The organism is Rhizobium sp. RAF36 (assembly GCF_052114105.1).
Taxonomy (GTDB): domain Bacteria; phylum Pseudomonadota; class Alphaproteobacteria; order Rhizobiales; family Rhizobiaceae; genus Rhizobium.
The window spans coordinates 228,633-242,011 of sequence record NZ_JBFREC010000002.1; the positions used below are offsets into that span (position 1 = coordinate 228,633).

Sequence of the window (13,379 nt, forward strand, 5' to 3'; positions counted from 1 at the left end):
GCGCCGGATTCGACAAGGATGCCAAGGGGTAAATCAGTTCAGGTAGGCAATCGAGGCGTTGAGAATTGTCGCAAAGCCGACCCAGGCGGCGTAGGGCAGGAAAAGGGTGGCGGATATCCGGTCTGAGGACCAGCGATTGGCAATGAACGCCAGTACCAGCCCGAGCAGGATCACGATCACGACGAGCGCTGCCTTCGGCATCTGGGCGCCGAAGAAGAATGGCGACCAGAGGAAGTTGAAGACCATCTGCCCGGCCCAGATCAGCATGGCGGCCGAGAGGTGGCCGCGCAGCCAGGTCCGCGCGCCGGCAATGCCGATCAGCACGTAAAGGATCGACCACACAGGGCCGAAGATCCAGTTCGGCGGATTGAAGACCGGCTTGGCCAGCGACTGATACCATTCGCCGGGCAGATTGTTGGTGCCGATCAGGAGGCCGCCGCCGAGGGAGACGGCAATGAAGACGATATAGGTGAGCGCTTTGTTCATGCCGCGAAGTTAGGGCCGTCCGTCCGGCGGTCCAGCAATGTCAGGCGCCTTTGCGCTGAATTCGGACGATGTGTTGATCCCATGCCACATCGCTCTGGGTCGACAGGAATTCACCCTCGTAGGAAGATACCGCAAACCCGTGTTCCGCGGGCGCGACACCTGCCGCCTCCGGCAACGCATCTTCTGCAACCATCCGTCCCGTGCGGGCATCGATGGTGACCGAAACACCCTTTGGCGAGGTGATGCCGATCAGCCGGTCGCCGCGGTTGACGGCAATGGCGCCGACATAGCTGCCGAGCCGTCGCGTCGTCTCTTCGGGCAGGTCAATAAGGGTGAGATCCTCGCCCTTGGAGAAGTGGCCGACCAGCGGCGGAAGATCGCGCCGCGACCCTTCGTACTGGCAGGCAAACCAGACGCGGCCATCCGCATCGAGATCGACATGCCGGGTCGAGACCTGCGCCCATTGCGGTGGCAAGGTACGCCGCTCGATGAGCGCGCCCGATGCCGCGTCGATCAGCGCCAGAGATGGCTGCATATTGTCGAGATTGAGTTTGGTGCGGCCAAAATCCGGATGTGTCTCGATACCGCCATTGGCAATGATCAGCATCTTTCCGTCATCGGAAACGGTCATGTCGTGCGGGCCGACGCCATAGGTCTCGTATTCGCCGATCCGGGCGAAGCGGTTGGTGGTGTCATAGAGCCCGATCATGCCGCGATTGGCGTCGAAGTCGTTCTCGCTGGCATAGAGGATGCGGCCATCGGGAGAGAAGGCACCATGCCCGTAGAAGTGCCGGCCTTCGACCGAAGTGATGACAACGGGCTCGCCCTTGTTCCAGGGATCGAAGATCATCGCATAGGTGCCGGGACGGCGGGCAAAGGCCACGGTCCTGCCGGTCGCCTTGCTGAAAGCCATGCCATGCGCACGGTCAGGCAAGGTTACCTGATCGATGATCTCTCCGCGCTCGGTGACCGTCGCCACCGCGAAAGAGCCGTCAGCTGCGCGGATGCCGGAGGCATAGACGGCGTCGGCGCGCTCGAGCGCAAACAGGCTGCGTGGCTGTAGTGCAGCCAGGAAGGTCACGCCTGCAGCCTTCATGAAGCCGCGCCGGTCGATCGCAGCACTGCGCCACATCGGTATCAGTCTCCGTCGGAGAAGGAGAAACCGGCCGAAAGGCCGACCGCACCACCGAAATCATCGCTGATACGGGTGATCAGGTCGCGGCTGGTCGCCAGAAACGCATCGAGCTTGGCCTTCTCGGCATCGCTGGTCGCGACGTCGATGTCAGGGTTGAGCTTCGGCACCGTGTCGAGCAGCGTCTTGAAATTGGCGTCGATCGCGTCGGCGATCGGCTTCTTGTCGGCGGGCAGCAGCTCGGCCATGCCGGCCTTCTGCCAGAGCGTGCGCAGACCTTCGATGTTGGCCGTCATCGACTTCCAGGTGTTCTTGGAGCGCCAGTAGATCGCCATGCGCGGGCGCGGTGCTGTGTCTTTGCCCTTGTAGAACTGTTCCAGCCGCTGGTCGCGCACCGTCTCGGCGCCATGAACGAGGATGCCGAGCAGTGCTGTGACGGCTTCATTGTTGTCCATGAAGTCTTCGCTCTCAGGGCCTGGATGTTTCCAGCTCGCCTGCACGCCATCGGGCTTTTCCCAGGCGGCGACGACTTCGCCGGCCTCGCGCTGGATATTGCCGGCGACGGCCGCGCCATATTGGCAGCGGAAGCCGTTCTTCTGCTTGATCAGATCTTCCGAGCCGTTTCCATAGAGTACGTATTCCAGCGCCGTCAGGCCCTGCAGTGCAACGCTCTTGCCGGCGATCGCATCGACGGTCGTATCCTTCGGATCGGCCTTGGCGATCAGCGCCTGGACCTGCTTGAGGCCGACGCCCTTGCGATCGGGGAAGAACAGGATGTGTTCGAAGAGGTTGTCGTGAATGACCGGTCCTGTCTGGACGATCTCGATATTCGACCAGTAGCGGATCGTATCGTCGAAGGTCGACTTCGCCTTGTCGAGCGTCTGCTGCGTGCCGTCGGCGCAAAGGTCTTTCATCACCGTCGTCAGCCGGGCCGCCGACTGCTGCATGTTGCGGTAGCCGGGGCGGATCACCTCGTCGACGGCGCGGGCCATCACCTGCGGCACGGCATCTTCGTTGAGACCTGAGGGAGGCGCTGCCGTCTGTGCGGCTGCCTGGCCGGCAAGGGCAAGCGAAAGAACGAGAGGCTGCCAAAGGCGCATTACAGGGACTCCAGGAATCTGATCAGGGCCTCTCTATCGTCTTTCGGCAGAGAGGAGAATGCGTTGCGGGCTTTTTCTGCTTCGCCGCCATGCCATAGGATCGCTTCGGTGAGGTTCCTGGCGCGGCCGTCATGCAGGAAAAAGCTGTGTCCGCTGACAGTCCGGGTCAGTCCTATACCCCATAGCGGCGGGGTGCGCCATTCACGTCCGCTTGCAAGCCCGACCTGCTGACCGTCGGCCAGTCCATCGCCCATGTCATGCAGCAGAAAATCGGAATAGGGCCAGATCAGCTGAAAAGATTGAGCTTTTTCAGCCGTATCGCGACGGGTGACGAATTTCGGAACGTGGCAGGAGATGCAGCCGGACTGATAAAACAGCTGCTTGCCGCGCAGCGTATCCGGAAAGCTCGCCTTGCGGCGGGCGGGTACGGCGAGATTGGCGGAGTAAAAGGTCACGAGGTCGAGCACTGGCCCGGGCGCCTCCTCGTTGCCGAGCCGCTTCTGAACGCCCGTCGGCATCTTGCGGCATTTGGTCTCGGCATCCGTGCAGTCGCCATAGGCATCCGGCCGGTCGGGGGTGGAGATGCCGATATCGTTGGAGAAAGCGTCGGCGCTCTGGTCGCGCGCCGTGGCGTTCTGCGCCTTCCAGCCGAAGCGGCCGAGCGCGATGTCGCCGGTGCGGTGATCGCGCACGATCGCCGCCTTGCCCGAGATGCCATCGCCGTCGCGATCATCCGGATCGGCATGCGCCAGGATATCGGCAGGCGGGATCGCTTCGATCAGGCCAAGCCCGATCATTGCCGGTGCGACGCGCGGCGAAATTGTCGTCGCCGGATCGAGCGGCCCATAGGCGAGATCGGTGACCGAATATTCGGGCGCGCGCAGCAGGACTGTTTCGCCGCCCGCCAGCGTCACGCTCTTTTCGGTGTAGTGGATCGCCATCTTGCCTTCGGCCGCAAGGCCGGGAACGGCGAGGTCTTGCAACTGATGTCCGTACACCGGATCGGGAAAATTCACCGTCTCGGCGCCGGCAATCGCTTTTTCTTCTGCTGCTGTCTCCGGCGTGCGCGCCAGCCGCAGGAACATCGACGTTGCGCTGGCGCCGCCCTCCGGCGGCTTGCCGCGCCCGTCATTGACGTGGCAGCTCATGCAGGAGCGTGCATTGAAAAGCGGGCCAAGCCCATCGGATGCCTGGGTCGAGGATGGTGCCGATACCCAGAGCTTCTTGAATAGTGCATTGCCGAGCTTGAAGTTCTGCTCTTCCTCGAAGGGAATGTTGGCGGAGATATGCGAGAAACTGTCTTCGGTGACGGGATCGATCGATGTCGCTGCCCCGGCCTGCATGGCCTCGTATGGCTCCGCCTTCGCGAAATCCGCGGTTGGGCGCGTCACGTCGGCAACGCGCTTCATATCGGCGTCGGAAAGATCGGTCCGCTTCACCGGCAGATCGAAATTGGCGGCGAGGGCGACGGGAAGACCGGCAAGCGTGGCGAGAAGCGCGACGCTGAGATAGAGACGGCGAGCCGGTGGATGGGGCATTTCGGAGTTCGGGCCGCCCTGTTTCAGGACGGCCCGCCTTTATTGCTTACTTGAAGACAGCGTTAGGATTATCCAGGCTGTCCGAACCTTCAAGCTCGACCTTGCCGAGATCGAGTGCGGCAATAACGCGCTGGATCGACTTGGTCTGATCGACGAGGCCGTCGATGGCGGCCTGAACAGTCGCGTTGCCTTCCTTGTTGCCCTCGGCAATCATCTGGTCGTATTTCTCGACAGTCTCGCCGCGCTTGGCCATGGCGTGCATGGCGTCGAGCGTGGTCTTCAGCTTGCCTTCGACTTCCTTGTCGAGCTTCTTGTCCTTCGCAGCGACGAGGTCGTGAAGCGACGGGCCGGTCATCTTCTTGCCGTCGACGCGGGTGTAGTCACCCGTGTAGGCAGCGGCGATACCGATCGCATCGTTGAGGTGCGAGTTGTAGGTGTTGTCGGAGAAGCAATCGTGTTCTTCTTCCGGATCGTGCAGCAGCAGACCGAGCTTCATGCGCTCGCCGGCAAGCTCGCCGTAGGAGAGCGAACCCATGCCGGTCAGGATGGCGGTGAGGCCAGCCTTGGCATTTTCCTCGACATGCTTGGTGGCAGCGCCATCCGGAGCCCAGTTGTCGGTCATCTCCTGCAGATCGGAGACCAGCAGGGTGGAGGCCGACTTCAGGTATTCGGCGCGGCGGTCGCAATTGCCGTGCGTGCAATTCTTCAGGTCGTAGTCGCTGGCAGGACGTTCGCCGGCACCCGGTCCGGTGCCGTGCAGATCCTGGCCCCAGAGCAGGAATTCGATGGCGTGGTAGCCGGTCGCAACGTTCGCCTCGACGCCGCCTGCTTCAGCCAGCGTGCCGGAGAGGAACTCAGGCGTCAGCTTGGATGCGTCGACATCCTTGCCGTTGATCTTGATCGTCTTGTTGGCGATGACGTTGGCAACGTAGAGCGAGTTCTCGTCGCTTTCGGTGCCGTAGGAGGCGTCGACATAGTCGATCAGGCCTTCGTCGAGCGGCCAGGCGTTCACCTTGCCTTCCCAATCGTCAACGATCGGGTTGCCGAAGCGGTAGACTTCCGTCTGCTGATAGGGAACGCGTGCCTTGATCCAGGCGTCGCGGGCAGCCTTCAGCGTCTCGTCGGTCGGCGTCTTCAGGAAGGCGTCGATCGCTGCATCGAGCGTCTTCGCCGTGGTCAGCGAGTCTTCGTATTTCGCATGCGCGACTTCGGTATAATATTTGACGACTTCGGCAGCCTTCGGGGCTGCTGCGAGAGCCGGAGCGGCGGATAGGGGGGCTACCGCCAGCGCCAGTGCTGCGCAGACATTCTTGTTGAGCTTCATGGTCCTCTCCTTGACGGATATCCGTCTGAAATGCCGGAGTCTCATCGCCCAAAAGCAAACTGGTGTCAAACACTCTAGTTTGGAATGGTTTTAAGGATCGAACGTACTAAAACGTCCGCGTTTCAAAAACGCGTTCCGCCGCGGCATCCACATCGCTTGCAAGCGGTGAAAGCGCCTTACGCCTTCCGCTGCATCCGGCAGAAAAAGAAGCCGTCGGTATCGGTCGATGCCGGCGTCAGCGTAATCGTCTGCTGATCGGAGGAGCGCGGTTGCGGCGCTGCCGCACCGAACAGGTCTTTCCAGGCGGGCAGGGCGCTGGCGATCGAGAATTCCGGGTTATCGCCGGTGAACTTGCGGACCTGTTCCTCGTTCTCCTGCGGCAACACCGAGCAGGTCACATAGATCAGTTCTCCGCCGGGACGCACGAAGGCGCTGGCCTGGGTCAGCGCGTCCTGCTGCTGGCTGGTGCGCTCGTCGAGATTCTTGGCGGTCAGCCGCCACTTGGTATCCGGGCGGCGGCGCCAGGTGCCGGTGCCGGTGCAGGGCGCATCGACCAGAACCTTGTCGCAACGGTCCTTGAGACTTGCGAGCGCTCTCGCATCGTCATGAACCTGGACATTGCGCGTTCCCGCCCGCTTCAGCCGCTCGATGATCGGCGCAAGGCGCTTGCGATCGGCGTCATAGGCGTGGACCTGCCCCTTGTTATGCATGGCTGCCGACATGGCGAGCGTCTTGCCGCCACCGCCGGCGCAATAGTCGAGCACCTGCTCGCCATCCTTCGGCAGCACCAGATCGGCGACGATCTGCGATCCTTCGTCCTGAACTTCGAACCAGCCTTTTTGGAACGAAAGCTCTGCCGTGACGTTTGGAAGTCTTGAGGCGCCTTCGCCGGCCGGTATGCGAATGCCGTAGCGGGCGATCTTGGCATCCTGCGCGCCTGCGCGTTCCAGCGCCTTTACGGCCTTCTCGCGGCTGGCCTTCAGGATATTGGCGCGCAGGTCGAGTGTCGGGCGGGCGGCAAGCGCCTGCGCCTCGGCAAGCCAGCTGTCGCCGAAGGCGGTCTCGAAGGACGGCTGCACCCATTCGGGTATGTCACCCTGTATATGCGCGGGAGCAGACGAAAGATCGCGGCTTGCGAAAGCCGCCGTTGCCGCATCCGGCAGTTCCGGCGGCGCAAATTTGTCGCCGGAAAGTTCGGCTGCGAGGCTTTCCTGTGTAAAGCCCCACTGACGCAACATCACCGCATAGGCAAGCGCCAGCGGGCTGTCGTCATCCATCAGGAAAGCATGCGAGAGCCGCATGCGCAGCGCGTCATAGACGATGTTGCCGATCGCGGCGCGGTCGCCGGATCCGGCAAATCGGTGCGCCAGGCCCCAGTCCTTGAGAGCGTCGGCGACAGGTCTCTTTCGCTGCTCGATGTCAGCCAGAACCGAAATCGCCCCTTCGAGGCGGCCGCCCAAACGCATTCACAAGTCTCCTGTTGCCAACGGCTTGTGAACGATCCGCGGGAAAGAAGACGGATGCAGCGGATAATTCACAAGTCTCAAGCGCGTGGTAAACGCGATTGACGGCAAGAGCAAGCGCCTCGGCGCAAGCAGATGGACGTCTAGCGGGAGGCGACGACTTCGTAGCAGACCTTGGCGGTGCCGGAGCTGACCATGCCGATGTTCTGAGCGGCGGCACGGGAAAGATCGAGGACGCGGCCGCGAATGAAGGGGCCACGGTCGTTGACGCGAACGATGACCGTGCGGCCGTTGTTGCGGTTGGTGACCTTCAGCTTGGTACCGAACTTCAGCGAGCGATGTGCAGCAGTCAGTGTGGCGGGGTTCATGCGTTCGCCGGAAGCTGTTTTGGAGTGCAGTGCGTACCACGAAGCACCACCACATCCGGCTGCAGCAAATCCTTCGGCAGGAAGGATGAAAGAACAGGCTGCAATCGCCGCGGCAGTGATTAGAGAACGGCTGGTTTTCCTCAAAACGGAGTATCCCTCAACTATTGAACTTGCGCCTTGGGGGCGGTGAGGGCTTGAATCCGCTCAAAAGTGGCGAAAAAGTGCCACGCGCAATCACGGAATGTTACAGTCTGTAATATTCGTGATTCCCGGCGGATTAAGGTCAATAAAGTCTTGCCGCCGCACTCATGGAAAAAAGACAATAGAATCAGGTAAAATTAGAACAATTTTTCCGAGGACTGAGTTCGCTCACGGAATGTTACGGTGATCACAAAAATAATTTTGCTAGACCGCCATATTTGTTGCCGTATTTGCGCAAATTTAGAGGCCGTTAACCATAAATGGGCGCGAAATTTTGATTGCTAAAATTCGGAAGTAGGAATTTTCTGCTCTTTGAGGGGTTAGATCGCTAGCTCGGAAGTGTTAGATTTTCCATCGCCCGTCCTGCCACATCTGGGCGAGCGACATGGGATAGTTCGGAAAGGCGAATGCAAAACCGGCAGCTTTCAGCTTGGCATTCGAGACCCGTTTGTTCTCGCCGTAAAAGGAGCGGGCCATCGGCGTCAGCTCGGCGGTCTCGAAGGCCTGTTCGGCAGGCGGCTCGACACCCATCAGGTGGGCCGCCTCGACGATCACATCCTGCGGCGGGCCTGGCAGATCGTCGGTGACATTATAGATGCCATCCAGTTTTCTCTGCGAAAGAAACAGGGCCGAACCGCCGATATCCTCGACACGGATCCGGTTGAAGACCTGATCCTTCTTGACCAGCCGCCGCGCCGTGCCGCGCTCGAGATTGACGAAAGCGTTGCGTCCCGGCCCATAGATCCCGGAGAGGCGGAGTATGGCAGCCGGTACATTCAGTGCTGCGCCGAGGTCGCTCCAGGCCTGTTCCGCCTCCAGCCGCTCCTTCGAACGCCCGGAAACCGGAACGCATGCGGTATCCTCGCTGACCCACGCCCCCTTATGATCGCCATAGACGCCGACCGTTGAGAGATAGCCGATCCACTGCAGTCCAGGCATCAGCGTCCGGAGGGACGATCCGCCAATACTGACGAGGGGATCGCCGCTTTCGCGTGGCGCGATCGATTGCACGAGATGCGTTGCCCCATGCATCGCCGCCATCAGCTCCGGGCTCAAGCTCTCGCCGTCGAAGATATGACCGTCGATCCCGGCGGCGCGCAGCTGATCGAGCTTGTTGCGGCTGCGGGTCGTGCCGCCGACGCTGGCACCCGCTGCGGCAAATGCCTTGGCAATCGCCATTCCCGAAAAGCCACATCCGAAGATCATCAGCTTCATCACAATACTCCCGCCAGCCGCCACTCGTTCAGGACGTCGCCGTCCTCTTCGACTTGCCTTTCTGCCGCAAACGACTGGAATTCGCCAGCGTCCATCAACCCCGAAAGGGCCCACACCGCCATTCCGCGCACATCAGGCGAGGGATCGCGGCTGAGGCTGCGGCAGAGATCGATCAATTGCCGCTGGCCGGAATTGCCGGCGGCGATCAGCACATTGCGGATAAAGCGGTTGCGGCCGATCCGCTTGACGGGCGAGCCGCTGAAGAACGTCCGGAAGCCTGGATCGTCGAGCGTCAGCAGAAAGGCAATCTCCGGTTCCTTCAGGTCTTCGCGGGCCTGCAACTTCATCTCGGAGGCAGACGCCGCAAACTTGTTCCAGGGACAGGCGGCGAGACAGTCGTCGCAGCCATAGATGCGGTTGCCGATCATCGGCCGGAACTCAGGAGCTATTGGCCCCTTGTGCTCGATCGTCAGGTAGGAGATGCAGCGCCGCGCGTCGATCTGGTAGGGGGCGGGAAAGGCATTGGTCGGACAGGCGTCGAGACAGGCGCGGCAGGAGCCGCAATGATCACTCTCCGCCGCGTCGATATCGAGGTCGGCGGTGGTAAACATCGAGCCGAGAAACAGCCAGGAGCCGTGCGCCCGGCTGACGAGGTTCGTGTGCTTTCCCTGCCAGCCGAGCCCGGCAGCGGCAGCCAGCGGCTTTTCCATGACGGGCGCGGTATCGACGAAGACTTTCACGTCGGCTCCGGCGCGTGCGGCAAAGCGCGTGGCGATTTCCTTCAGGCGGCCCTTGATGACATCGTGATAGTCGCGATTGCGGGCGTAGACCGAGATTGCCGCCTTATCGGGCTTCTCGAGAATGCTGCGCGGATCCTCTTCCGGGCCGTAATTCAGTCCGAAGACCACGACGGACCGGACATCGCTCCAGAGCGAGCGGGGATCGCCACGCCGCTCCTGCGTCTCGGCCATCCATTCCATCGTTCCGTGCCGTCCGGCATCAATGAATTCACCGAGCCGTGCCTTGGCTTCAGGAATGGAGTCCGGCCGGGTCACGCGACAGAGCTCGAAGCCGAGGCTTGCTGCCTCGGCGCGCACGAAAGCGGTCAGGCTCTCGCGCTTCTTTCGCTCTTTATCCTGCTCTGATCGTGCGGGCATCGAGAGCCCCCGTCAGAAATCCAGGTCGGCGTAATGGGAAACCGGCGTCAGGCCGCGAACCCGCTCGTTGAGCATCGGGCGGAAGGACGGCCGCGACTTGATGCGCTGGTACCAGTCCTTGACGACAGGCGTTTCCGCCCAGTCGATCTCGCCGAGGTAATCGAGGATCGAGATCGATGCCGCCGCGGCCAGATCCGCATAGCTCATGCGCTCGCCCGCCAGCCACTGGCGCGAGCCGGCAAGCCAGGTCACATATTTCAGATGCTGGCGGATGTTGCTGCGCGCGGTGCGCAGCATCTTGGAGTCAGGCGCGCCGCCGCCTTGCTCCGCTGTCATCTGCAGCTTGTAGACCCGCTCGCGCGCCAGCGGGCGCGTCACGTCGGTTTCCATCTTCAGCATGAACCATTCGACGAGGCGGCGGATTTCGGCGCGCTGAAACGGGTCTTCCGCCAGAAGCCGGCGGTCCCGCTTGAGGACGCCGTGCGTTTCGTCGAGATATTCGGAGATGACCATGGCGCCGCAGAGTGCGCGCATGCTGTCGTCGACATAGACCGGCAACGTCCCGGCGGGGTTCAACGCCAGGAAATCACGGCGCTTGTCCCAGGTCTGCTCTTCCACGAGATCGACCTGATAGCCGTATTCTGCAAGCACCAGCCGGATAAACCGGGAGGCGGTCGACATGGGGTGATGATAAAGTACTGGCATTATGGGTTTTCGGTCCGCCCGCGTTTCGGCGACATTGTGTCCTTCTCAAACTCCTAACAATTAGAGTTTAAGAAAGATATAGGATTGGATGGCGGCTTCAACTGCGAAGCAGGGTTACAGCCGCTTCTAAGTGCGGCCAATGATGGGTTTTTCATGATCTCCCGAAAGATCCGGCCTTTTTCCGCCATCCTGATGACCAATGAGTTGCCCGCCGCCGGCGCTTGCCCGGTCCTGATTCGGCGGCCAGGAATTTTAACCGGAGACCATAGATGGATTATATAAACGCGATCATCCTGGGTATCATCGAGGGGATAACGGAGTTCCTGCCGATCTCCAGTACCGGCCACCTGATCATTGCAGAGCAGTGGCTCGGCGCCCGGTCCGACACGTTTAATATCGTCATTCAGGCTGGCGCCATTCTGGCCGTCACCATCATTTATTGGCGCCGCCTTGTGGATCTGGTCGTCGGCTGGCGAGAACCCAAGAACCGCCGCTACGCCTCCAGGCTCATCGTCGCCTTCCTGATCACCGCCGTGCTCGGCCTGATCGTCAAGAAGCTCGGCTTCGAGCTGCCGGAACATGCGACGCCGATTGCCTGGGCGCTGATTATCGGCGGCTTCTGGATGATCTTTGCCGAATGGGCCGCCGCCAAGAAGCCGCCCTACAAGGACATCACCTGGATGGTTGCCATTCTGGTCGGTATTGCTCAGGTCGTCGCCGGCATCTTCCCGGGCACCTCGCGCTCCGGCGCAACGATCTTCGTTGCCATGCTGGCCGGAACGGCCAATCGCGCCGCGGCAACGGAATTCGCCTTCCTCGTCGGCATTCCGACCATGTACGCGGCCAGTGCCTATCAGCTGTTCAAGACCGTGAAGGATGGCGGCGCGGCGAACGAAGACTGGACAGCGCTCGGCATTGCCTTCGTGGTCTCGACCATCGTTGCCTTCATCGCGGTCAAATGGCTGCTCTCGTATATCCAGAGCAACCGATTCACCGTCTTTGCGATCTACCGCATCATTCTCGGCGCCGTGCTTCTCGGCATGGCCTATGCCGGTATCATCGCCTGAGGCTCAACGAAAAACAGCCCCTTGCCGACAGGCAGGGGGCTGAAACCAATTCAGACTATTTTGAAAATCATTGCTTTCCGCCAAGCGGGCGTTCAACTCAGCCGCGCGGAAAAGCTCCCACTTATTGGGGAATGCTTGCCGTCGAGCAGGGGTCGACACCGTAAGCCGGCGCACAGCCATCCTTCACAGCCGCGACCGAGCCGGGCGCGATGAAGGAGCCGGCCAGGATAACCAGTGCCGCACACGCAAAGAGAAGCGCGATTGACTTGCCCATCGGTATAAAGCCTTTCAAATCGATTGAACGCGCCTGCCAAGCCTCGTGAGCCGCTAGTTGCGCGCCGGGTGTGTAGTCAGTGGAATGGCAAATAGCAATAAATGTTCCTGCTAAATGTGACGTTAATTTCACTAATTTTTTCATGCGGCTTTTATGCAACGCCAATCCGCTTTTCAGGCCACAAAAACACGCGAAACTTGCGCCAGATTTGAGCTTTCACCCAAAACAGAAACGCCGCCTGTGGAAATCCGCAGGCGGCGTTTCAGTTAATTCTAATGGGACGAATCAGGCGGCCTTGCCGGTGCCCGTGTACTGCCCATGCGGACGGTAGTGCACTAGGTAGGACGGCAGAACCGAGGTCGCCATCGTCGGCGTGACGCCGAGGCCTTTCAGCGTGCGCTCTTCTTTCTCCGCCTTTGCCGATACGACGTTGTCGTATTTCAGCAGGCGAACCTGGTCAGGCGTGATCGGCGGTGAAACGAAGGGGATCAGCGATGCGATGCTGCCGATCAGCGAGGCGATACCTGCCGGCATCGATACCAGCGGATTCTTGCGCGCTGTCACCTTCAGCATGGTCTCGAGACATTCACGGAAGCTGAGGACTTCAGGGCCGCCGAGTTCGTAGATCTTGCCAGGGAGAGCCTTGCCGTCGGCCGCGCGCGCCACGGCCTCGGCAACGTCCTCGACGTAGACAGGCTGCAGCTTGGTCTTGCCCCCGCTGATGACAGGCAGAACCGGCGAAAAACGGGCCATGTCGGCAAACTTGTTGAAGAAGCTGTCCTCGGGTCCGAAAACGATCGACGGGCGGAAGATCACTGCATCCTTCTTGATCGACAGCACCGCCGTCTCGGCGCGCCCCTTGCTGCGGGCATAGCTCGATTCCGACTTCTCGTCGGCGCTGATTGCCGAAATGTGGATCAGACGAGCCTTGGCATTCTTCGCTGCTTCGGCAACGGCGCGCGCACCGAAATCCTGCACAGCGTCAAAGGTGTTGCGGCCGGTCTCGAAAAGAATGCCGACGCAGTTGATCACACAGTCGGAGCCTTCGACGGCGCGCTCGACCGACTGGCGGTAGCGCAGATTGGCCTGCACGAAGGAGATCTGGCCGACATTGCCGAGCGGCTGCAGGAAACCTGCGAGATCGGGGCGGCGCACCGCGACCCGGATGCGGTATCCACGCTTGGCAAGCGCGCGAACCACGTGCCTGCCGACGAAGCCGGAGCCTCCGAACACGGTGACGAGCGGCGGCAGGTTGGCAAGTGTCATGGCAGGTTCCTCGAAAGGCTTGGGAGAGAGTGGTTGTTGGCTCCCGTATTAGCCCAATCCAGACGCGACGGAAAGGCCCATCG

The 13,379-nt window shown here is 61.1% G+C and carries 13 protein-coding genes; 1 reads left to right on the forward strand and 12 read right to left on the reverse strand.

What is annotated here, in order from left to right; all coding sequences use genetic code 11:
• Positions 1-33: 33 nt before the first annotated feature.
• The 10 genes from AB4Z25_RS07040 to AB4Z25_RS07085 form a co-directional block, all read right to left on the reverse strand.
• Positions 34-486: a TspO/MBR family protein gene (locus AB4Z25_RS07040; RefSeq protein ID WP_112538362.1), complete on the reverse strand. Its 453-nt coding sequence runs from the start codon at positions 484-486 to the stop codon at positions 34-36.
• Positions 487-526: 40 nt separating this feature from the next.
• Positions 527-1,618 (reverse strand): DUF1513 domain-containing protein, encoded by a 1,092-nt coding sequence (locus AB4Z25_RS07045; protein WP_112538363.1) that lies wholly within the window; start codon positions 1,616-1,618, stop codon positions 527-529.
• Positions 1,619-1,623: 5 nt separating this feature from the next.
• Positions 1,624-2,718 (reverse strand): imelysin family protein, encoded by a 1,095-nt coding sequence (locus AB4Z25_RS07050; RefSeq protein ID WP_112538364.1) that lies wholly within the window; start codon positions 2,716-2,718, stop codon positions 1,624-1,626.
• On the reverse strand, positions 2,718-4,256 hold the full coding sequence (locus AB4Z25_RS07055; RefSeq protein WP_112538365.1) for a di-heme oxidoredictase family protein: 1,539 nt from the start codon (positions 4,254-4,256) through the stop codon (positions 2,718-2,720). Before AB4Z25_RS07055 ends, AB4Z25_RS07050 begins: the two co-directional genes overlap by 1 nt.
• A gap of 46 nt (positions 4,257-4,302) precedes the next feature.
• A complete protein-coding gene (locus tag AB4Z25_RS07060) occupies positions 4,303-5,580 on the reverse strand; it encodes an imelysin family protein (RefSeq protein ID WP_112385171.1) in 1,278 nt (425 codons plus the stop codon).
• Positions 5,581-5,756: 176 nt separating this feature from the next.
• Positions 5,757-7,046: an RsmB/NOP family class I SAM-dependent RNA methyltransferase gene (locus AB4Z25_RS07065; RefSeq protein WP_112538366.1), complete on the reverse strand. Its 1,290-nt coding sequence runs from the start codon at positions 7,044-7,046 to the stop codon at positions 5,757-5,759.
• Between the two features lie 140 nt (positions 7,047-7,186).
• Positions 7,187-7,555, reverse strand: a complete 369-nt coding sequence (locus AB4Z25_RS07070; protein WP_112385173.1) for a septal ring lytic transglycosylase RlpA family protein — start codon at positions 7,553-7,555, stop codon at positions 7,187-7,189.
• Between the two features lie 399 nt (positions 7,556-7,954).
• Positions 7,955-8,827 (reverse strand): SDR family oxidoreductase, encoded by an 873-nt coding sequence (locus AB4Z25_RS07075; RefSeq protein WP_442207916.1) that lies wholly within the window; start codon positions 8,825-8,827, stop codon positions 7,955-7,957.
• Positions 8,827-9,984: a tRNA epoxyqueuosine(34) reductase QueG gene (gene queG / locus AB4Z25_RS07080; RefSeq protein WP_112538368.1), complete on the reverse strand. Its 1,158-nt coding sequence runs from the start codon at positions 9,982-9,984 to the stop codon at positions 8,827-8,829. The genes AB4Z25_RS07075 and queG overlap by 1 nt, the downstream gene beginning before the upstream one ends.
• 12 nt (positions 9,985-9,996) lie before the next feature.
• A complete protein-coding gene (locus tag AB4Z25_RS07085; protein WP_112385176.1) occupies positions 9,997-10,689 on the reverse strand; it encodes a glutathione S-transferase family protein in 693 nt (230 codons plus the stop codon).
• 269 nt (positions 10,690-10,958) lie between these two features.
• Here AB4Z25_RS07085 and AB4Z25_RS07090 point away from each other — a divergent pair, with 269 nt between their 5' ends.
• Complete coding sequence (locus AB4Z25_RS07090) at positions 10,959-11,756, forward strand: undecaprenyl-diphosphate phosphatase (RefSeq protein WP_112538370.1); 798 nt, start codon at positions 10,959-10,961, stop codon at positions 11,754-11,756.
• A 121-nt stretch (positions 11,757-11,877) separates the two neighbouring features.
• Here the strand turns inward: AB4Z25_RS07090 and AB4Z25_RS07095 are convergent, their stop codons facing one another.
• Together AB4Z25_RS07095 and AB4Z25_RS07100 are read right to left on the reverse strand one after the other, a co-directional pair.
• Positions 11,878-12,174 carry a hypothetical protein gene (locus AB4Z25_RS07095; RefSeq protein ID WP_148194260.1) on the reverse strand — a complete coding sequence of 99 codons (297 nt, stop codon included), beginning with the start codon at positions 12,172-12,174 and terminating at the stop codon, positions 11,878-11,880.
• 141 nt (positions 12,175-12,315) lie between these two features.
• The gene (locus AB4Z25_RS07100; protein WP_112538371.1) at positions 12,316-13,296 is read right to left on the reverse strand and encodes a complex I NDUFA9 subunit family protein; all 981 of its coding nucleotides are present in this window, start codon (positions 13,294-13,296) and stop codon (positions 12,316-12,318) included.
• Positions 13,297-13,379 lie beyond the last annotated feature (83 nt).